Annotated in this window: 27 protein-coding genes; 22 read left to right on the top strand and 5 right to left on the bottom strand. The window is 39.2% G+C overall.

The window, feature by feature from the left end:
• Nucleotides 1-54 precede the first annotated feature (54 nt).
• Complete coding sequence (locus tag LS48_RS10470; protein WP_062622484.1) at nt 55-837, top strand: rhomboid family intramembrane serine protease; 783 nt, start codon at nt 55-57, stop codon at nt 835-837.
• A gap of 3 nt (nt 838-840) precedes the next feature.
• On the opposite strand, the gene rlmB is transcribed toward LS48_RS10470, so the two are convergent.
• The 5 genes from rlmB to LS48_RS10445 all read right to left on the bottom strand — a co-directional run bounded on the left by rlmB (nt 841) and on the right by LS48_RS10445 (nt 8,518).
• Nucleotides 841-1,581: a 23S rRNA (guanosine(2251)-2'-O)-methyltransferase RlmB gene (rlmB, locus tag LS48_RS10465; protein WP_062622483.1), complete on the bottom strand. Its 741-nt coding sequence runs from the start codon at nt 1,579-1,581 to the stop codon at nt 841-843.
• A gap of 131 nt (nt 1,582-1,712) precedes the next feature.
• Complete coding sequence (locus LS48_RS10460) at nt 1,713-2,141, bottom strand: hypothetical protein (RefSeq protein ID WP_062622482.1); 429 nt, start codon at nt 2,139-2,141, stop codon at nt 1,713-1,715.
• 21 nt (nt 2,142-2,162) lie between these two features.
• The gene (locus LS48_RS10455) at nt 2,163-3,611 is read right to left on the bottom strand and encodes a RagB/SusD family nutrient uptake outer membrane protein (protein ID WP_062622481.1); all 1,449 of its coding nucleotides are present in this window, start codon (nt 3,609-3,611) and stop codon (nt 2,163-2,165) included.
• A gap of 20 nt (nt 3,612-3,631) precedes the next feature.
• Nucleotides 3,632-6,700 (bottom strand): SusC/RagA family TonB-linked outer membrane protein, encoded by a 3,069-nt coding sequence (locus LS48_RS10450; protein ID WP_062622480.1) that lies wholly within the window; start codon nt 6,698-6,700, stop codon nt 3,632-3,634.
• A 120-nt stretch (nt 6,701-6,820) separates the two neighbouring features.
• Nucleotides 6,821-8,518 (bottom strand): POTRA domain-containing protein, encoded by a 1,698-nt coding sequence (locus tag LS48_RS10445; RefSeq protein ID WP_062622479.1) that lies wholly within the window; start codon nt 8,516-8,518, stop codon nt 6,821-6,823.
• 186 nt (nt 8,519-8,704) lie between these two features.
• On the opposite strand from LS48_RS10445, the gene rpsL reads away from it, so the two are divergent.
• From rpsL to rplR, 21 genes are all read left to right on the top strand, one after another.
• On the top strand, nt 8,705-9,079 hold the full coding sequence (gene rpsL / locus LS48_RS10440; protein ID WP_014782632.1) for a 30S ribosomal protein S12: 375 nt from the start codon (nt 8,705-8,707) through the stop codon (nt 9,077-9,079).
• Nucleotides 9,080-9,140: 61 nt separating this feature from the next.
• On the top strand, nt 9,141-9,617 hold the full coding sequence (gene rpsG, locus LS48_RS10435) for a 30S ribosomal protein S7 (RefSeq protein ID WP_062622478.1): 477 nt from the start codon (nt 9,141-9,143) through the stop codon (nt 9,615-9,617).
• A 3-nt stretch (nt 9,618-9,620) separates the two neighbouring features.
• Nucleotides 9,621-11,753 carry an elongation factor G gene (gene fusA, locus LS48_RS10430; protein WP_062622477.1) on the top strand — a complete coding sequence of 711 codons (2,133 nt, stop codon included), beginning with the start codon at nt 9,621-9,623 and terminating at the stop codon, nt 11,751-11,753.
• Nucleotides 11,754-11,764: 11 nt separating this feature from the next.
• The gene (rpsJ, locus tag LS48_RS10425; RefSeq protein ID WP_010181931.1) at nt 11,765-12,070 is read left to right on the top strand and encodes a 30S ribosomal protein S10; all 306 of its coding nucleotides are present in this window, start codon (nt 11,765-11,767) and stop codon (nt 12,068-12,070) included.
• A gap of 165 nt (nt 12,071-12,235) precedes the next feature.
• On the top strand, nt 12,236-12,847 hold the full coding sequence (gene rplC / locus LS48_RS10420; RefSeq protein ID WP_062622476.1) for a 50S ribosomal protein L3: 612 nt from the start codon (nt 12,236-12,238) through the stop codon (nt 12,845-12,847).
• Nucleotides 12,847-13,476 carry a 50S ribosomal protein L4 gene (gene rplD / locus LS48_RS10415; RefSeq protein WP_062622475.1) on the top strand — a complete coding sequence of 210 codons (630 nt, stop codon included), beginning with the start codon at nt 12,847-12,849 and terminating at the stop codon, nt 13,474-13,476. Before rplC ends, rplD begins: the two co-directional genes overlap by 1 nt.
• A gap of 7 nt (nt 13,477-13,483) precedes the next feature.
• Nucleotides 13,484-13,774, top strand: a complete 291-nt coding sequence (rplW, locus tag LS48_RS10410) for a 50S ribosomal protein L23 (protein ID WP_045079239.1) — start codon at nt 13,484-13,486, stop codon at nt 13,772-13,774.
• Nucleotides 13,775-13,800: 26 nt separating this feature from the next.
• Complete coding sequence (rplB, locus tag LS48_RS10405) at nt 13,801-14,625, top strand: 50S ribosomal protein L2 (protein ID WP_062622474.1); 825 nt, start codon at nt 13,801-13,803, stop codon at nt 14,623-14,625.
• A 3-nt stretch (nt 14,626-14,628) separates the two neighbouring features.
• A complete protein-coding gene (gene rpsS / locus LS48_RS10400; RefSeq protein WP_062622473.1) occupies nt 14,629-14,907 on the top strand; it encodes a 30S ribosomal protein S19 in 279 nt (92 codons plus the stop codon).
• Between the two features lie 6 nt (nt 14,908-14,913).
• A complete protein-coding gene (gene rplV, locus LS48_RS10395) occupies nt 14,914-15,324 on the top strand; it encodes a 50S ribosomal protein L22 (RefSeq protein ID WP_062622472.1) in 411 nt (136 codons plus the stop codon).
• Between the two features lie 4 nt (nt 15,325-15,328).
• Nucleotides 15,329-16,057: a 30S ribosomal protein S3 gene (rpsC, locus tag LS48_RS10390; protein ID WP_062622471.1), complete on the top strand. Its 729-nt coding sequence runs from the start codon at nt 15,329-15,331 to the stop codon at nt 16,055-16,057.
• An 18-nt stretch (nt 16,058-16,075) separates the two neighbouring features.
• Complete coding sequence (gene rplP, locus LS48_RS10385; protein WP_062622470.1) at nt 16,076-16,495, top strand: 50S ribosomal protein L16; 420 nt, start codon at nt 16,076-16,078, stop codon at nt 16,493-16,495.
• 11 nt (nt 16,496-16,506) lie between these two features.
• Nucleotides 16,507-16,698 (top strand): 50S ribosomal protein L29, encoded by a 192-nt coding sequence (gene rpmC, locus LS48_RS10380; protein ID WP_045079245.1) that lies wholly within the window; start codon nt 16,507-16,509, stop codon nt 16,696-16,698.
• A gap of 15 nt (nt 16,699-16,713) precedes the next feature.
• Nucleotides 16,714-16,977, top strand: coding sequence for a 30S ribosomal protein S17 (gene rpsQ, locus LS48_RS10375; RefSeq protein WP_045079246.1), 264 nt, complete (start codon nt 16,714-16,716; stop codon nt 16,975-16,977).
• A 2-nt stretch (nt 16,978-16,979) separates the two neighbouring features.
• Nucleotides 16,980-17,348 carry a 50S ribosomal protein L14 gene (gene rplN / locus LS48_RS10370; RefSeq protein ID WP_045079247.1) on the top strand — a complete coding sequence of 123 codons (369 nt, stop codon included), beginning with the start codon at nt 16,980-16,982 and terminating at the stop codon, nt 17,346-17,348.
• A gap of 13 nt (nt 17,349-17,361) precedes the next feature.
• On the top strand, nt 17,362-17,676 hold the full coding sequence (gene rplX / locus LS48_RS10365; protein ID WP_062622619.1) for a 50S ribosomal protein L24: 315 nt from the start codon (nt 17,362-17,364) through the stop codon (nt 17,674-17,676).
• 2 nt (nt 17,677-17,678) lie between these two features.
• On the top strand, nt 17,679-18,230 hold the full coding sequence (gene rplE, locus LS48_RS10360) for a 50S ribosomal protein L5 (protein WP_062622469.1): 552 nt from the start codon (nt 17,679-17,681) through the stop codon (nt 18,228-18,230).
• A gap of 3 nt (nt 18,231-18,233) precedes the next feature.
• Complete coding sequence (rpsN, locus tag LS48_RS10355) at nt 18,234-18,503, top strand: 30S ribosomal protein S14 (protein ID WP_062622468.1); 270 nt, start codon at nt 18,234-18,236, stop codon at nt 18,501-18,503.
• Nucleotides 18,504-18,589: 86 nt separating this feature from the next.
• On the top strand, nt 18,590-18,988 hold the full coding sequence (gene rpsH / locus LS48_RS10350; RefSeq protein ID WP_062622467.1) for a 30S ribosomal protein S8: 399 nt from the start codon (nt 18,590-18,592) through the stop codon (nt 18,986-18,988).
• Nucleotides 18,989-19,003: 15 nt separating this feature from the next.
• Complete coding sequence (gene rplF / locus LS48_RS10345; protein WP_062622466.1) at nt 19,004-19,549, top strand: 50S ribosomal protein L6; 546 nt, start codon at nt 19,004-19,006, stop codon at nt 19,547-19,549.
• Between the two features lie 11 nt (nt 19,550-19,560).
• Nucleotides 19,561-19,917 (top strand): 50S ribosomal protein L18, encoded by a 357-nt coding sequence (rplR, locus tag LS48_RS10340; RefSeq protein WP_045079252.1) that lies wholly within the window; start codon nt 19,561-19,563, stop codon nt 19,915-19,917.
• The last annotated feature ends 5 nt before the right edge of the window (nt 19,918-19,922 follow it).

Genomic DNA, 19,922 nt, shown 5'->3' with positions numbered 1-19,922 from the left:
CTGACAATTTATCATAAATTTGGACTTGGGAGTGTTTTTTGTAAGCAGAGCAATATGTCACAGCAAAACCAATTAAAATTTAGCCCCGAGGTTTTTGGGTATCCATTACTCTTTGTATTGGTTCTTTGGATTGTATATTGGTTTGAGGCGCGTTTCAATATAAACTTTAATCCTTATGGAATTTATCCGCGAACCGTATCAGGCTTGCGGGGGATTATTTTCAGTCCTTTTATTCACGGCAGTTTGAAACATCTTTTTAACAATTCAGTTCCGCTATTCGTTTTGACGGCGGCGTTATTCTATTTTTATAGGGATATACGCTGGAAGGTCTTATTATTAGGGCTTTTATTTACTGGTATAGCTACTTGGGCCATTGGCAGGCCATCGCTTCACATTGGGGCGAGTGGCGTGGTATATCTACTTGCTTCTTTTTTGTTTTTCAAAGGAATTTTTTCAAAACAGTATCAGCTTACAGCATTGGCATTGGCGGTAGTGTTTCTTTACGGAGGAATGCTTTGGTATGTTTTTCCTGTAAACCCAGATATATCTTGGGAGGGCCATTTGTCTGGTTTCTTTGTTGGGCTTGTCTTTGCATTTTTGTTTAAAGGAAATCCTATTGAAAGAAAAAAATATGAGTGGGAGCGAGATGATTATGTTCCAGAGAATGATCCTTTTTTACAACAGTTTGACGAAAATGGAAATTTTATCGAATTGCCAAAAGAACCTGTAGAAAATCCTGTTCCATCATCCATAAAGGAAAAATTAGCGGAGGAAAATAGGAAAGTTGTAAAAATAGTATACAGCCTTAAGAAAAAAGATAAAGACAAATCTAAATAAACGCTATATGCGTCTTTGTCTTGTTACTTCATATAAAAAAGCACCACAAGCAACAGAAACATTCAAAGAGTTAATTTCACCCAGCAGGGGTAGCGAGGCTTTTTCATCTACTAAGCCAAGTACTGACTTTGATACACCTTTACCTTCAGAACCCATAATTATGGCTAAAGGCTTATTTAAATCTACGGAATATATTTCAGTTTTAGTTTTTTCGGTAGCTGCAATGGTAGTAATACCTGAGCCCTGTAGATAAAATATTGCATCTTTAATATGCTCTACTTTACAAATTGGAATTTTGAAAATAGCACCTGCAGAAGTTTTTACGGTATCGCCCGATACGGGAGCGCCTCCAGATTTTTGGATTATTACAGCGTCAACGCCAGTACATTCAGCGGTACGAAGGATGGCTCCAAAATTACGGACATCTGTAATTTGGTCCAACACTAAAAACAGAGGTTTTTTTTCTCTTTCCAATGCTCTTTCCACAACAGTTTCTAATGATTGAAAAGCCACTGGCGAAGTAAGTGCTACAATACCTTGGTGATTACCTTTTGTGAGCCTATTGAGTTTTTCAAAAGGAACAATGTTAACAGGGACATTGGCCTTTTCCAAATCTTTAATAAGCATCTCAATTTTATCGCTTTCTATTCCTTTTTGAATATATACTTTGTCAAAAACAACTTGAGAGGCTAAAGCCTCTTTTATTGGATAAATTCCAAATATAGTGTTTGTTTTATCTTGCATGGGTTTCTGTTAATTTCTTGTTGAATTTAAACAAAGGTAAATAGAATAATTCTTCTACTGTGATTAAAATTAGATATAAAAAAACACCCCTTTAATAAGGGGTGTTTTATAAGATAATGGCTATTTAAAAATTAATTTTTAACACCCATAAGAACAATACCACCAGAAACTATATCTGTGCTTCCTTCAACAGCAAGCTTAAAAAAAGCTCTCTCTTCTGTAATAGAATTATCTACTGCAATTACTTCGATACTTGCAGAGCGCTCGTTTGCTGGAAAAGTTACCGTACTGTCAAAAGTGTAGTTTTCAGGTGCTGTAGCAAGTGAGTCAGCAGGAATAGCTACAATAGTAAATGTTCTAGCTGCACTTGACAAGTCAGAAACAAATAAATCAACAGTAGTACTTTTAGTTCCGCCTTCTGGAATGTTGTTAATGTTCTTGGTAGCGGTAGTAAAACCTACCACAGTTTTACGATCTGTATTATAATCATCATATGTTTCGCAAGAAACAGCAACGATGGCTATAGTAAGAATAACAATTAATATATTAACTTTTTTCATTTTGATAGATTTTAAGATTTATTAATACCCAGGGTTTTGAACAAGATTAGGGTTTTGATCCAATGAACTTTGAGCAATTGGCAACTGGAACTTATTGTTGCCTGCTGTTAGAGATTGTTGGTCTGAAGGTGTACCTGTACCATCAGCAAGGTCTCCAAAACCATCACGATCAATACTCAAGCCCCAACGTTTTAGGTCGAAAAATCTTTGATATTCAAAAGCAAATTCAAATCTTCTTTCAAGTCTAATTGCATCACGAAGTGCACTCCCGGTTTCTCCACTTGGAGGAGTAGTGTATCTTTTTGTTCTAACCGCATCCAAGGCAGTTCTTGCAGCAGATTCGTTTCCTAAGTTGAAATAAGCCTCAGCTTTGTTCAAATAAGCTTCTGCAGCACGAAGAATTTTAATGTCTACCTGACCGTTAGATTGACCTTCTCTTCCGTATAGTTTCTTAATTGCATTAAAATTTAAAACGGGGCCATTTGGTGGTTGATTATTGGCTGCTTGCAAAGTATATGCTTCTTTACGGATATCATCTTCTGCAAATGAATTGTAGAATTCATAAGACACCACATATTCTGGAATCAAGTTAGTAAGTCCACCTTGGCTCCAAGTTACTCCTACACTGATACCTAATACAGGAATTTCATTCGGAATGTAGAACAAGAGTCCTGATCTACTTGAATCGGTCCAAACATCCACAACATCTGAACGTGGTGCAACTGGAGTGGTTACAAGGTTAGCAGCATCAACTGCTTTTTGCCATTGCCCCATGTATAAATAAACTCTTGATAAAAGAGTATTTACAGCATCTCTATTCATACGTCCTGCATCATTAGTTACATTAATTCCGGCAGCTGCATCTGTAAGATCTTGAACGATTAAATCGTAAGTAGTACCAACAGTTTCTCTTGCTGGTTCAATAGTAGGATCTGGTTCAGTTACGTAAGCAACTCCAAGACTTCCGTTGGCATCGCCAGATTGCGTAGGTATTTTCCCAAAGAAACTTACAACATTAAAATGAGCCAATGCTCTAAGTGCTTTTGCTTCAGCAACTATATTCTCTTTGTTTTCACCTTCGAATCCTTCGCTGTTGGCTAGCAATAAGTTCGCTCTATAGATGGTGCTGTATGCAGCTGTGTAAAGTCCTAACAATGTCCCATCAGCAGGGCCATATTGCCAGTTATGAAGTGTTCTTCTTGTTCCACGACCTTTCTGTGCGAAAGTTACGTTATCTGACAATACATCAGGAGCATCAAGCATCCCGCCAGCATCACTACCGCCGTAAAATCCTGCAGAAGTCAAGTTTGAATATACACCTCTGATGGCATTTTCAAAATCTGCCGCTGTAACATATGCATTTTCAGTACCGAAAGAATCGAATGGTACCTGATCTAGTTCCTTATCGCAGGAAGTAAGAGCTCCAACGATTAAGGTAAAAAATGCTATTTTATAAAATATTTTTTTCATTGTATCAATTTTTTTTAAAATTAGAAACTAAGGTCCAAACCTATTTGGTAAGATTTAGTGTTTGGATAGCTATATAGTGTGGCTTCACCTGGAGCAACTGCATTTGCATATGAAATGGTTTCTCCAGAAGAAAGTCCAACTTCAGGATCTCCCCAGAATTTGGTAAAGGTCAATAAATTTTGGCCTTGTAGATAAATTCTTAATGAACTGATAGGTGTTTTTTCCAAAGTTTTGCTTGGGAAAGTATAGGAAAGCGTTACGTTACGCATACGTATATAATCACCTCTTTCTAACCATCTGTCTGAATTGCCCATAACGGTTGCATCAGTAGCTGAGTATATAGGGCTTGGCAATACATCTGTATCTCCAGGTTGTTGCCAGTAGTTGAATGCACCTACAGCTTGGTTATCTGCTATCGCTAAACCATCTGATTCACGATCAGAACGCACAAAATTGTTAATCCAGTTTCCGTATTTGAAAACGAAGTCTGTACGAAGTCCAAAGCCTTTGTAAGTAATGTTAGAGAAGAATCCACCTTCCTTATCAGCAATTGTGGATTTCCCTTGGAATACACGGTGTTCTTCACCTTCTGGAAGTTCGTTAGCGAAATAGACGTTTCCGTCACCACCATAGAATTGAGCTCTACCAGTAGCTGGGTCAACACCTGCATAACGAATCAAGAAATGCTCATTGATCAAACGTCCTTCTTCCCAACGGATAAAGAATGTATTTGCTGTAGGATCAATTGGTTCTCCATCAGGTAATTTTACGATTTCGTGATCTAAGAAGATAATATTTCCTCCCAATGTCCATTTGAAGTCGTTGCTGCGGAATAAATCAGCTTGCAATGAAACTTCTAAACCTTTGTTGCGAATATCACCAACGTTACCATTGATACTTCCTACACCAGCTTCGTCTGCGGTAGGAATAGCAAACAATAGGTCGGTAGTATTTCTAATAAAGTAATCTGATACCAAACGAACTCTATCGTTGAACATATTCAATTCAAGACCTATGTTTGTTGTAGTAGTTGTCTCCCAGCTCAAATCAGGGTTTGCTACGTTATCAGGAATAGTACTTGACCCTCCAGGATATGATCCAAAACCAACTGTACCTTGTGAAGCATAATTAGTTAATCCTAATCTGTTACCTACCGATCCGTATGAACCTCTAAGTTTTAAGTCATCAATAAAGTCAACTTGGAAAAAGTTTTCCTTGGCCAGGTTCCAACCAACACTCGCACTATAGAAAGTACCATATTGTACATCTGAACCGAAGTTAGAAGAACCATCACGACGTACAGATGCTTGAAGCAAGTAACGCTGTTTGTAATCGTAATCTGCAAACACACCATAAGAAACCAATGTCAATCTACTTCTATTTGTGAATCCATCAGTAAGTTCAGCGGCATTCACTTGAGTTGTTAATAAAGCTGAAGGGAAACCAATACTTCTTACGAAAGCACGGTTAAACTCATTCATGTTATATTCATATAGACCTAATACGTTTAAAGTATGTGCTTCAGTAGTAAGGTTATAATTTAAACGGTTACTTATAGTTAGGTCTAATCTGTGTTGTTGGTCATCAAATTTGTTACCTGGTTTAGTTGGATCACCAATAAGAGCATCCAAAATACCTCCTGGTTTAGAATAGCTTTCTCTACGTCTGGCAAGCCAGTTAACAGCAACATTAAAGTTATAAGTCCAATGCTTATCAAACTTTACCAATGCATCAATACTTCCAAGAGTTGTATTATTTATATCTTCACTTGGCTCAGTTAAAAGTGCCCCTCTAACTGGGAATGTGGTGTGAGTTGGGTTGTAAATTGGATTTCCGTTTTCGTCCAATACAATATTACCGTCTTCATCAAGAACAAATTCAGTTTCGTAACCATTATAGTCTAGCATACCCCTAAATGGGTTCTGCGTGTTATTTCTATCTCTTGGCTCATCACTCATAGATCTTGAGTAACCAACGTTTACACCTAATGATAACCAATCTTTAGCATCAAAGTTAACGTTAAGACGAGCACCAGTTCTTTCGAAACCATCAATATCATCAATAATACCTGTGTTTCTATCATTAGTTACAGAGAAGTAATAGTCCATTTTTTCAGAACCACCAGAAATAGAGATACTGTTATTTTGAATAACTCCATCTTTTAAAATCAAGTCCTGCCAGTCCACTTCATTATCTAAAAGAAATTGACGCTCTGGAGATCCCGGTTGTGTAGTTACACCTGGCAAACCTGATGCACCAGTAACACCTAACGCATAAAGCTCAGCTTCATATTGCATTTTTTCGGCAGCTGTCATCATTGTGAAGTTAGGGTTTACTCTTGTAACTGTACCATAACGAGAACTAAAACGGATTTTAGCGTCTTTATTACGGTTACCACTCTTTGTAGTAATAACCACAACCCCGTTAGATCCTCTAGAACCATAACGAGCAGTCATTGCAGCATCTTTCAAGATAGTGATATTCTCGATATCCTCGTTTGGAATACTAGCAAGATCTACTTCTCTAATGGGCGCACCGTCAACAATGTATAATGGCGATGAAGCACCTGCAACAAGAGATCCTGTTCCACGAATACGAACAAAAGCTCCCTGCCCCGGTTTTCCGTTTGCAGCAGTTACCTGTACACCAGCGGCTTTACCTTGTAGCATATTATCTATACTAGTAGTTGGAGCCATTTGTGAAAGTTCTGCGGCAGAAATTGACACAACTGCCGAAGTTTGCACTGTTTGGTTTCGTGTAGAATACCCAGTTACAACTACCTCACTCAAGCTTTCACCTGGTTGTAAAGTAACATCAATTTTATTCTGGGCACCTACTTTTACTTCCTTGGTGTCAAAACCTACATAACTAAAGGTTAATGTCTGTCCCACATTTGCAGAAATGGTATAATTACCATCAAAATCTGATTGGGTACCAGTACTTGTCCCTTTAATTATAACGTTTGCACCAGGCAATGGCAGACCTGTATCGTCTGTCACCGTACCTGTAATAGTTTTTTGCTGTGCGAAGGTAAGCTGCACAACTAACGCTAGTAAAAGCGTTAAAATTCCACTAAACTTTGTTCTCATTTTTATAAATTATTTGAATTAGCCAACGGCAAAAATCATAATAAAAAGTTAATTACACAAGTATTTGCTCCCAATTTTTGTGTTTTATTTAATGAAACCAATCTGTTTACGGGTAGTTTGTTAAAATTTTGAGGAAATGCTGATATGTATCTTAGTATTTGAAAAGCTAAAATCTGAATCTTGGGCATTCCCGTTGGCTACATTAAATTTGAAAAGACCTGCTTTAGTGTTCAAGCCTAGTCCAAATCCAAAACTGTATAGATTTTGTTTTATGGAAATAGTTTCATTTTCAAAATATCCTAAATCTATTATGCTATGAACATAAATGCCATCATTAAATTGATAGCGGTATTCCGTATTTATTAATGAAAAAAGAGACGCGTCTATGCTATTTTCGTTAAAACCTCGTATACTGTTGATTCCTCCAAACCTAAACAATTCATTCACCAAATAACTTTCACTGAATAGAACACTCGTTTGGTTTTGAATAAAGATTGAGTTCCGGTAATTTAAATTGAAAATATTATTGAGGGTGGTCTCAACGCCCAATTGACCTTCTGACTTTCCATCTTTTTTCCTTGAGCCAATTCCAACGTCAAGCAATATGGCGTTCTTGACTGGAAACAGTTTTCGGTTTTGCGGTTTTATATAGCTGCCTCCAGCAATGAAGAATTGCGACTTGAAGTCATCAATGGGGGTGCCTGCAATCGCTTCATCTAACAAATTACTTGATTCGTACCCTTTGTAACCAACATATACCGTAGATCTGGGATCTATCTGATAAGTTGCGCGAATCTGTTGCTCTGTCGTGATAAACGTACTGTCTCTTTTAAATATTTTCAATTCTCCGCTCAGCCCAAAAGGTGTGCTGAAAAGATACGGCAGTGTTAACTTGGTCCTGAAGTTTACCTGTTCCTTGCCGTCAGCTTTATAATTTATTAAAAGTTGCTCTCCGTAATTTAGATTATTGTTCAGCTCTAGGTTCAAATAGCCATTAAAAGTTAACTTTTGAGTTTCTTCATCATTGGCAAAGCCCAAAATTCCATCAAACAGGTTGTTGTTTTGTTTTTCCAAATAAAAATAAACGGTGGTAGAATCTTTTCGAAACAATGCTTCGGGTGGTTTAACTGCTGAAACAAAACCTAGCCCGTTTAGATTTTCATTTTGAGCAACTAACTTTTTCTGATTGAAAATTTTCCCCTTGCGAACGCCGGCATAATATTTCAGAAAAGATCGGGGAAACTTTTCATAGCCCTTAACCACAATTGAATCTACAGTGCGGACATTGCCGTTGTCGATAAAAAGAGTGGCGGATAAATTTTCATTTTCATCTTTTTCAAAGTCCGTAAGCTTTACACGTGCAAAAGCATTTCCTTTTTGGTTTCTGATCGCGGTGAGTTTTTTAAGTGAAAGGGGTATACTTTCAAAAGAAAGAATAAAATAGGTTTCGTCAACTTCCGAAGAAATCTGCTGTAGTTCCTTTTTGGTGAAATCTTCACTGGAATAAAAAACCTTTAGGAAGCTGAACTTTTTCCCGAGAGAGAAATCTGCTAAATAGCTGCTGTCGTTTTCTTTTTTTAATTCAAGCAGTTCGCTTTCTATGAAACCCATGCGCTGAAACTTCAGATAAAGGGTGTCGGCTTCATTCTTCAGCGAATTAAAATCCTTGAAGCTTGTCTTCATTTGAAGCGAATCCATAATACCTTCGGAAATTGGTTTTTCTGTCTTTATGGATAGGGTGAGCTCCTGCGCTTTAATTCCGAAGAAAAAACAGGTATATATATTAAGGTATAGAAAAATGTATGGGAATCTTTTCAAAAAGGGTGACGTTTGCTGTGTAAAACTAACGCTTCAAGTTGGTGTTTCATATTCAAATGGAAAAAATAATGAAACTATGCTGAAAATTAATTCACTATGGTTTGATTAGTAAAAAAAATATTCTACATTTGCATCCCCTAAAAATAGGGGTGTTTTATTTTTAAACAGTAATAATACATATTTTATATGCCAACAATTTCACAATTAGTACGTAAAGGAAGAACCAAAATAACCAAGAAGAGTAAATCGGTTGCTTTGGATTCGTGCCCGCAACGTCGTGGTGTTTGTACGCGTGTATATACTACTACACCTAAGAAGCCTAACTCTGCAATGCGTAAAGTAGCAAGGGTAAGACTTACAAATGGTAAGGAAGTAAACGCATACATCCCGGGCGAAGGACACAATCTCCAAGAGCACTCGATAGTATTGGTTAGAGGTGGAAGGGTAAAGGATTTGCCAGGAGTTAGGTATCACATTGTTCGTGGCGCGCTGGACACCGCGGGTGTTGCAGGCCGCACGCAACGTAGATCTAAGTACGGAGCAAAACGCCCAAAGAAGTAAAAATGAAAACGGGCCGAGAATAAATTGAAAAAATATATTCTTAGCCATTAACAAACAACACATGAGAAAAAGACAGGCCAAAAAAAGACCACTTTTACCAGACCCGAGGTTTAACGACCAGTTGGTTACGCGTTTTGTAAACAACATGATGTGGGACGGAAAAAAGAGTGTGGCTTTCAAAGTTTTCTACGATGCAATTGACATTGTGGATGAAAAGAAACAAGACGAAGAAAAAACTGCGTTGGAGCTTTGGAAAGATGCACTTTCCAATATTATGCCTCACGTAGAGGTACGTAGCCGCAGAGTTGGTGGGGCAACCTTCCAGATTCCTATGCAAATACGTCCAGACCGTAAAATTGCAACCGCAATGAAATGGTTGATTACTTATTCAAGAAAAAGAAACGAGAAATCCATGGCCGCCAAATTGGCCGCTGAAATCCTTGCCGCTGCCAAAGAAGAGGGCGCCGCTGTAAAGAAACGTATGGATACTCACAAAATGGCAGAAGCTAACAAAGCATTCTCACATTTCAGATTCTAAAAAATGGCACAAAGAGATTTAAAATACACAAGAAATATCGGGATTGCCGCACATATTGATGCCGGTAAAACCACAACTACAGAGCGTATCCTTTTTTATACAGGGGTAAGCCATAAAATTGGTGAGGTTCACGATGGAGCCGCTACCATGGACTGGATGGAGCAAGAGCAGGAGCGTGGTATTACCATTACTTCGGCTGCTACTACTTGTACTTGGAGGTTTCCATTGGAAAACGCCCAACCATTACCTGAAACAAAAGATTATCATTTCAACATTATTGACACTCCCGGCCACGTGGATTTTACCGTAGAGGTAAACCGCTCGCTGCGCGTTCTTGATGGATTGGTATTCCTTTTCAGTGCTGTTGATGGCGTTGAACCGCAATCTGAGACAAACTGGAGACTTGCAGATAACTATAAAGTGCCTCGTATCGGTTTCGTTAACAAAATGGATCGTCAGGGAGCAAACTTTATGGCTGTATGCCAGCAAGTAAAAGATATGTTGAAGTCTAATGCCGTGCCAATTGTATTGAACATTGGTGACGAAGCAGACTTTAAAGGAATTGTGGATCTTGTGAAAAACCGTGCTGTAATATGGCATGACGATTCGTTTGGATCAACATTCGATGTTGTGGAAATTCCTGAAGAATTAAAAGCGGAAGCAAAAGTTTTACGCGGCAAGCTAATTGAAGAAGTTGCTGCTTATGACGAAAACTTGCTTGAAAAATACATGGAGGACGAAGAATCCATTACTGAAGATGAAATCCACGCTGCGCTTCGTGCTGCCGTAATGGATATGTCTATCATTCCAATGGTTTGTGGTTCTTCCTTTAAAAATAAAGGAGTACAGTTTCTTTTGGATGCTGTATGTCGTTACTTGCCAGCGCCTACCGATAAAGAAGGTATAATTGGTGTTAATCCAGAAACAGAAAAAGAAGAACTTCGTAAGCCAGATGTAAGTGCGCCTTTTTCTGCATTGGCATTTAAGATTGCTACAGATCCTTATGTGGGTCGTTTAGCATTCTTCCGTGCTTATTCAGGTCGTTTGGACGCAGGTTCTTACGTTCTTAACAACCGTAGCGGAAACAAAGAACGTATTTCGCGTATCTACCAAATGCACGCCAATAAACAGAACGCTATTGAATATATTGAGGCTGGAGATATTGGGGCTGCTGTAGGTTTTAAGGATATTAAAACTGGTGATACCCTTTCTGCGGAAAAACATCCAATTGTTTTGGAAAGCATGAATTTCCCAGATCCAGTAATTGGTATCGCTGTTGAGCCAAAAACGAAGGCGGATGTTGATAAATTGGGTATGGCACTGTCAAAACTTGCCGAAGAAGACCCAACATTCCAAGTGCGTACCGACGAAGCATCGGGACAGACAATCATTTCCGGAATGGGCGAGCTTCACTTAGATATTATCGTAGACCGCTTACGTCGCGAATTCAAAGTTGAGGTAAACCAAGGACAGCCACAAGTTGAGTATAAAGAAGCTGTAACAAGAGTTGCCGATCACAGAGAGGTTTACAAAAAGCAATCTGGTGGTCGTGGTAAATTTGCTGATATCGTATTTACACTTGAGCCAGCTGAAGAAGGCAAGATTGGTCTTGAATTCGTAAACGAAGTAAAAGGTGGTAACGTTCCTAAAGAATTTATCCCCGCTGTTGAAAAAGGTTTCAAACAGGCAATGGCTAATGGACCCCTTGCAGGTTTTGAAGTTGATAGTATGAAGGTTACTTTAAAAGACGGGTCTTTCCACCCTGTGGATTCCGATGCACTGTCTTTTGAACTTGCCGCAAAAATTGGTTTTAAAGAAGTTGCCAAAAAAGCAGGTGCAGTAATTTTAGAGCCTATAATGAAGCTTGAGGTGCTTACGCCAGAAGAGAATATGGGTGATATTGTAGGTGACCTTAACCGTCGTCGTGGTACAATCAATAATATGGCTGACCGCGCCGGAGCAAAAGTTATTAAGGCTGAAGTGCCACTTTCTGAAATGTTCGGTTATGTAACTACATTGAGAACATTGTCTTCAGGCCGTGCAACTTCAACTATGGAATTTTCACATTATGCTGAAACACCTTCTAACATTTCAGAAAGTGTTATTGCAGCAGCAAGAGGAACCGCTAACGTATAATAATTTCAGCAATGAGTCAAAAAATAAGAATAAAACTAAAATCTTACGATCACAATTTGGTGGACAAATCTGCTGAAAAAATCGTAAAGACCGTAAAGAGTACCGGAGCTGTAGTTACAGGGCCAATTCCTTTACCAACACACAAAAAAATCTTTACAGTATTACGTTCTCCACACGTGAACAAGAAAAGTAGAGAGCAATTCCAATTAAGTTCATACAAAAGACTTTTGGATATCTACAGTTCTTCTTCAAAAACCATTGACGCTCTAATGAAATTGGAGCTTCCAAGTGGTGTTGAGGTAGAGATTAAAGTATAGTTTTTTGTAGGCACGCGATTAATCGCGCGCCTACAAAACATAAAAATGTCCTCAACGATGGTTGGGGAAAAACGGAAACAAAATAACATTCAGGGTTGAATTTATTTTGACCCTGTTTTTTTGAATAGCAATTATAAATAAGTAATAATCAATAAATAATTAAATATGTCTGGGTTAATTGGAAGAAAGATAGGGATGACCAGCATCTTTGACGAGAACGGAAAGAACATTCCGTGTACCGTTATCGAGGCAGGACCCTGTGTTGTTACCCAAGTCAGAACCAAAGAGGTTGACGGGTACGAAGCTCTTCAACTTGGTTTCGATGACAAGAAGACTGTTACAAAAGCTGCCGAAGGGCACGCCAAAAAAGCAGGAACCGTTGCAAAACGCAAAGTCGCCGAATTCAAGGGATTTGAAGAAAATTACAAATTGGGCGACACCATTACTGTGGAGCATTTTATCGAGGGTGAATTCGTGGATATCGCGGGTACATCTAAAGGTAAAGGTTTCCAAGGGGTTGTTAAGCGTCACGGTTTTGGCGGTGTTGGGCAGTCCACACACGGTCAGCATAACCGTTTGCGCGCGCCAGGTTCCATTGGAGCTGCATCCTATCCTGCGAGAGTATTCAAGGGAATGCGTATGGCAGGCCAAATGGGCAACGAAAGAGTAAAAGTTGAAAATTTAAGGGTTTTGAAAGTAGTTCCTGAAAAGAATCTACTTGTGGTAAAAGGAGCTGTTCCTGGCCATAAAAATTCTTATGTAATGATCGAGAAATAATGAAGGTAGCTGTATTAGACATAAACGGAAAAGACACAGGCCGGAAAGTTGAACTTTCTGCAGATGTGTTCGGAATAGAGCCTAACAATCACGCGGTTTATCTTGATGTGAAACAATATCTTGCCAACCAACGTCAAGGTACTCACAAAGCAAAGGAACGTGCTGAGATTGCTGGTTCTACTAGAAAGATCAAGAAGCAAAAAGGTACTGGTACTGCCCGTGCGGGTAGCATCAAGTCTGGTGTATTTAAAGGTGGTGGTAGAATGTTCGGGCCTCGTCCGCGTAACTACTCCTTCAAATTGAACAAGAACCTCAAGCGTTTGGCACGTAAATCTGCCCTATCGATGAAGGCAAATGATAAAGCCATTTTTGTAATGGAAGACCTAAATTTTGATGCTCCAAAAACCAAGAATTTTACTGCGGTTTTGAACAGCTTAGGGCTTAATGACAAAAAATCTTTATTTGTGTTGGGAGACTTAAATAATAATGTATATTTGTCCTCTCGCAATTTGAAAGGTACTGAAGTTATAACTAACTCGCAATTAAGTACTTACAAAATTATGAATGCAAATAGTGTAGTGCTATTTGAAGGTTCTTTGGAAGGAATTGAAACAAACTTAAGTAAATAGAAACAAGATGAACATCTTAATTAAACCTATAATTACGGAAAAAGCTACCAAAGATGCCGAGGACAAAAATGTTTTTGGCTTTGTAGTGAACCCAAAGGCGAATAAGGTAGAAATCAAGAAGGCGGTTGAGGCTGCTTACGGAGTTTCTGTTGAAAAAGTTCGCACAATGAATGTCCGCCCTGATAGGAAGACCCGTTATACAAAAACAGGTGTCCAAACTGGTAAAACGAATGCTTATAAAAAAGCAATCGTACAGGTGGCGGAAGGTGATACAATAGATTTTTACAGTAACATCTAAGGAGATTTAGATTTAAAAAGACACAAATGTCAGTAAGAAAATTAAAACCAATCACCCCAGGTCAGCGTTTTAGGGTTGTTAATGGTTTTGACGCCATTACAACCGATAAGCCGGAGAAGTCGTTACTTGCTCCGAACAAAAGATCTGGTGGTAGAAACAGTCAAGGAAAAATGACCATGCGCTACATAGGTGGTGGTCATAAGAAGAAATATCGAATTATCGATTTTAAACGCGACAAGGCGGGAATTCCTGCTACCGTTGCAAGTATTCAATACGATCCAAACCGTACTGCGTTTATCGCACTTTTGAACTATCAAGATGGTGAAAAGCGATATGTAATTGCACAGAACGGACTACAAGTTGGGCAGAACATCCTTTCCGGTGAAGCAGTAGCTCCAGAGATTGGAAACGCAATGCCACTTTCAGCTATTCCATTAGGTACTATTATTTCCTGCATCGAGCTTCGTCCCGGTCAAGGAGCCATTATGGCGCGCAGTGCTGGTGCTTTCGCACAGCTTATGGCCCGTGATGGAAAATATGCTACCATAAAACTTCCTTCAGGTGAAACCCGATTGATTTTGGTTGAGTGTATGGCTACCATTGGTGCCGTTTCAAACAGCGACCACCAATTATTGGTATCTGGTAAAGCCGGTAGAAGCAGATGGTTGGGTAGAAGACCACGTACAAGACCAGTAGTGATGAACCCAGTAGATCACCCAATGGGTGGTGGTGAGGGCCGCGCTTCAGGAGGTCATCCACGTTCTAGAAAAGGTATCCCTGCTAAAGGTTACAGAACCCGTACTAAAACGAAAGCAAGTAATAAATATATCTTAGAACGAAGAAAGAAATAAGTTATGGCAAGATCGTTAAAAAAAGGACCGTTCGTTCATTATAAACTAGACAAGAAAGTTCAACAAAACGTTGAGGACAATAAGAAGACCGTTATCAAAACTTGGTCACGTGCTTCTATGATTACTCCAGATTTTGTTGGTCAAACCATCGCTGTGCACAACGGGCGCCAATTTGTTCCTGTGTATGTAACAGAAAACATGGTTGGGCATAAACTAGGAGAATTTTCACCTACAAGATCATTCCGTGGTCACGCAGGTGCTAAAAACAAAGGTAAAAAATAATAGGCCATGGGAGTTCGTAAAAGAGAAAGAGCAGAAGCAATCAAGGAAGCCAAGAAGACTATCTACATGGCTAAATTGAACAATTGCCCCACTTCACCAAGAAAAATGCGTTTAATGGCAGACTTGGTTCGTGGTGAGAAAATAGACAAAGCACTTAACATTTTGAAGTTCAGTTCAAAAGAATCTTCACGCAAACTGGAGAAACTACTTTTGTCTGCCATCAATAACTGGCAACAGAAGAACGAAGATGCTTCAATTGAAGATGCAGATCTTTTTGTTAAGGAAATCCGAGTGGACGGTGGAACGATGCTGAAGAGACTTCGTCCAGCACCACAAGGCCGCGCACATAGAATTAGAAAACGTTCCAACCATGTAACACTGGTTTTAGGGGCAAACGATAACACACAAAGCAAGTAATTAAATGGGACAGAAGACAAATCCAATCGGGAATCGCTTAGGTATCATTAGAGGTTGGGAATCCAACTGGTACGGAGGCAACGACTACGGCGATAAACTTGCCGAAGACGACAAGATTAGAAAATATGTTCACGCACGTTTAAGTAAAGCTAGTGTGAGTAGAGTAATTATTGAGCGTACGCTTAAGCTTGTAACCGTTACTATAACCACTGCCCGTCCCGGTATTATTATCGGTAAAGGTGGCCAGGAAGTAGACAAGCTAAAAGAAGAGCTTAAAAAAATTACAGATAAAGAGGTACAGATCAACATTCACGAGATCAAAAGACCTGAGCTTGATGCTTATTTGGTTGCTGCTAGTATCGCGCGCCAAATTGAAAGTCGTATTTCATACCGTCGTGCCATAAAAATGGCAATTGCGGCAACAATGCGAATGAATGCTGAAGGTATCAAGGTGCAGATCTCAGGACGTTTGAACGGAGCTGAAATGGCGCGTTCAGAGTCTTACAAAGAAGGTCGTATCCCCTTATCAACTTTTAGAGCCGATATTGACTACGCTTTAGTTGAGGCACACACTACCTACGGTAGATTGGGTGTTAAAGTATGGATTATGAAAGGCGAAGTATATGGAAAGAGAGAACTTTCCCCACTTGTTGGTTTATCAACTGGCAAAAAGAGTGGTGGTAAAGGAGCTCCAGCAGGACGCGGTGGCAACAAAGCACGCCGTAGAAAGTAATTTTTTAAATAGAAGAAAATGTTACAACCTAAAAGAACAAAATACCGTAAACACCAAAAAGGTCGTATGAAAGGCGATGCCGGTCGCGGCAACCAGCTAGCATACGGAACCTTCGGTATAAAATCGTTGGAATCAGAATTTCTTACAGCAAGACAAATAGAAGCTGCTCGTATTGCCGCTACTCGTTTTATGAAAAGAGAAGGTTCTATCTGGATTATGATTTTTCCAGATAAGCCAATTACCAAAAAACCTCTTGAAGTACGTATGGGTAAAGGTAAAGGTGCTGTAGAATATTACGCTGCTGTGGTTAAACCGGGAAGAATACTTTTTGAAGTATCTGGTGTTCCAGTTGAAACAGCAAAAGAAGCATTGCGCCTTGCAGCACAAAAGCTTCCGGTTAAAACTAAATTTGTAATGTCTCGGGATTTCCAAGCATAATTTTTTGAAAGATGAAACAATCAGAAATTAAGAAAGCATCAACGGCAGAACTTCAGGAAGCATACGCTGAATCTAGAAAGGCTTATACAGACCTTAAAATGGCTCATACCATTTCACCGTTGGAAAATCCAATTCAACTAAGATCCCAGAGAAGGGTGATAGCAAGAATAGCGACGGAACTAACTAATAGAGAAGTGCAATAATTGTACAGCTGAAAGATGGAAGAAATTAAAAGAAACTTAAGAAAAGAACGTATAGGTGTAGTAACCAGCAACAAAATGGACAAATCCATTGTAGTTGCAGAGGTGAAAAAAGTAAAACACCCTATGTACGGAAAGTTCGTGTTGAAAACGAAGAAATACGTGGCCCACGACGAGACAAACAACTGCAACGAAGGTGATACAGTAAGGATTATGGAAACACGTCCTTTAAGCAAAACCAAATGTTGGAGATTAGTAGAAATAATTGAAAGAGCGAAGTAATTATGTTACAACAAGAATCAAGACTTAAAGTCGCAGATAATACCGGTGCCAAGGAAGTACTTTGCATCCGCGTATTGGGCGGAACAAAAAGAAGGTATGCTTCTATCGGTGATAAAATTGTAGTTTCCGTTAAGGAAGCAACTCCGAATGGAAACATTAAGAAAGGAGCAGTTTCTACAGCCGTAGTAGTACGTACTGTTAAGGAAATTAGAAGACCTGACGGTTCTTACATCCGTTTCGATGACAACGCTTGTGTGCTTTTAAACCCACAGGGTGAAATGAGAGGAACACGTGTTTTCGGTCCGGTAGCAAGAGAACTTCGCGACAAGCAATTTATGAAAATAGTATCATTGGCACCCGAGGTGCTTTAATATGAAAACTAAAATGACAAAGCTTAAAATAAAATCAGGCGATACAGTAGTAGTTACTGCCGGGGACCACAAGGGTTCTGAAGGTAAAGTAATGAAAATATTCCTTGACAAAAACAAAGCAATCGTAGAAGGAGTGAACATGGTTTCAAAACACGAGAAGCCAAGTGCAAAAAACCCACAAGGTGGAATTGCAAAAAAAGAAGCTCCCATCCATATTTCAAACCTTTCCTTGGTAGATCCAAAATCTGGAAAAGCCACACGCGTAGGTTACAAAATGGAGAATGATAAAAAAGTACGATTTTCAAAACAATCGAATCAAGCAATATAGTTATGGCATATTCACCAAGACTTAAAGAAGAGTACAAAAGCAGAGTGATCAATGCACTTACTGACGAATTTGGTTACAAAAACGTCATGCAGGTACCAAAATTGGAGCGTATTGTTGTTTCCCGCGGCGTGGGTGCAGCAGTAGCTGACAAGAAACTTATTGACTATTCGGTTGATGAGTTTACAAAGATAACCGGGCAAAAAGCAGTAGCTACCATGTCCAAAAAAGACGTTGCAAACTTCAAACTTCGTAAAGGCATGCCAATTGGTGTGAAAGTTACGTTGCGCGGGGAGCGTATGTACGAGTTTTTGGATAGATTGGTTACCTCGGCTTTGCCTAGGGTACGTGACTTTAACGGAATTAAGGCAACTGGTTTTGACGGAAGAGGAAACTACTCTTTGGGAATCACCGAGCAAATTATCTTCCCGGAAATCGATATCGATAAAGTGAAGAAAATTGAAGGGATGAACATTACGTTCATCACATCTGCAAATACCGATAAAGAAGCGAAATCATTATTACAAGAATTGGGATTACCCTTTAAAAAGAACTAAGAGATGGCTAAAGAATCAATGAAGGCCCGCGAGGTTAAGAGACAAAAGATGGTAAAAAAGTATGCCGCCAAGCGCAAAGCTTTGAAAGAAGCTGGTGATTGGGAAGGTCTACAGAAACTGCCTAAAAATGCCTCACCAGTTCGTTTGCACAATCGCTGCAAGCTTACAGGAAGACCAAGAGGGTATATGAGAACTTTTGGAATTTCACGTGTATTGTTCCGTGAAATGGCTAATCAAGGTCTTATTCCAGGAGTGCGAAAAGCTTCTTGGTAAGAACAGGCTTTCTGTTCAAAAGAAAAAGTATAAACTGGTTGAAGGTTCGATAAAAAATCGAAAACCACATCCGCAAATTCAAATAAATGAATACAGATCCAATTTCAGATTATCTAACAAGGATTAGAAATGCTGTAAAAGCTGGACATCGCGTAGTAGAGATTCCAGCATCAAATCTTAAAAAGGAGATTACAAAAATCCTTTTTGACCAAGGTTACATTCTAAGCTACAAGTTTGATGACAGTACCGCACAGGGGACCATCAAAATTGCGTTGAAATACGACAAGCTTACCAAAGAATCGGTAATCAAGAAAATTCAAAGAATCAGTAAACCAGGTTTACGTAAATACGCAGGTTCATCAGAGCTTCCTCGCGTGCTTAATGGTCTTGGTATTGCCATTGTTTCAACTTCTTCAGGAGTTATGACTGGCAAACAAGCAAAAGCACAGAATGTAGGTGGTGAAGTATTGTGTTACGTTTACTAAAAAATAGACAAAGAAATGTCAAGAATAGGTAAAAACCCGGTAGAAATCCCACAAGGAGTTACAGTTGATGTAAAAGACAACGTAATTACCGTAAAAGGAAAATTAGGCGAGTTAACTCAGGAGTTTGATTCTGATCTAACCGTGAAAGTAGAAGACGGAAACGTATTGGTAGAGCGCCCTTCAGATTCTAAAGACCACACTGCAAAGCACGGTCTTTACAGATCATTGATCAATAATATGATTGAAGGTGTTAGCAAAGGATGGACCAAGGAACTGGAATTGGTAGGTGTAGGTTACCGCGCCAGCAACCAAGGACAAAAATTGGATTTGGCCTTAGGATTTTCACACAACATTATTATGGACATTGCTCCAGAGGTAAAAGTGGAAACTGTATCTGACAAAGGTAAAAACCCAATCGTAAAACTAACATCGCATGACAAACAATTGGTAGGCGCCGTTGCTGCAAAAATTCGCAGTTTCCGTAAGCCAGAACCTTATAAAGGAAAAGGTATCAAGTTTGTAGGTGAACAATTAAGAAGAAAAGCAGGTAAATCTGCATAACAAATAGAGTTATGGCATTATCAAAGTACGAAAGAAGAGAGCGCTTGCGCATGCGAATCAGAAAAACGGTTGAGGGGACCGAAAGTCGCCCACGTTTGGCTGTTTTCCGTAGCAACAAAGAAATATACGCTCAAATTATTGACGATGTAAATGGAAAGACCATTACCGCTGCATCTTCAAGAGATAAAGATATTGACGCTTCAAACGTAAACAAGGTTGAAGCTGCAAAATTGGTAGGAAAAGCAATCGCAGAAAAAGCTGTTAAAGCTGGTGTTGAAACCATCGCTTTTGACAGAGGCGGTTACCTTTACCACGGAAGAGTAAAATCATTAGCTGAAGGTGCACGCGAAGGTGGCCTTAAATTCTAAGTCAA

This window comes from Aequorivita aquimaris, assembly GCF_001573155.1.
Classification (GTDB): Bacteria; Bacteroidota; Bacteroidia; order Flavobacteriales; family Flavobacteriaceae; genus Aequorivita; species Aequorivita aquimaris.
This window is presented reverse-complemented; position numbering and strand designations above follow the sequence as displayed.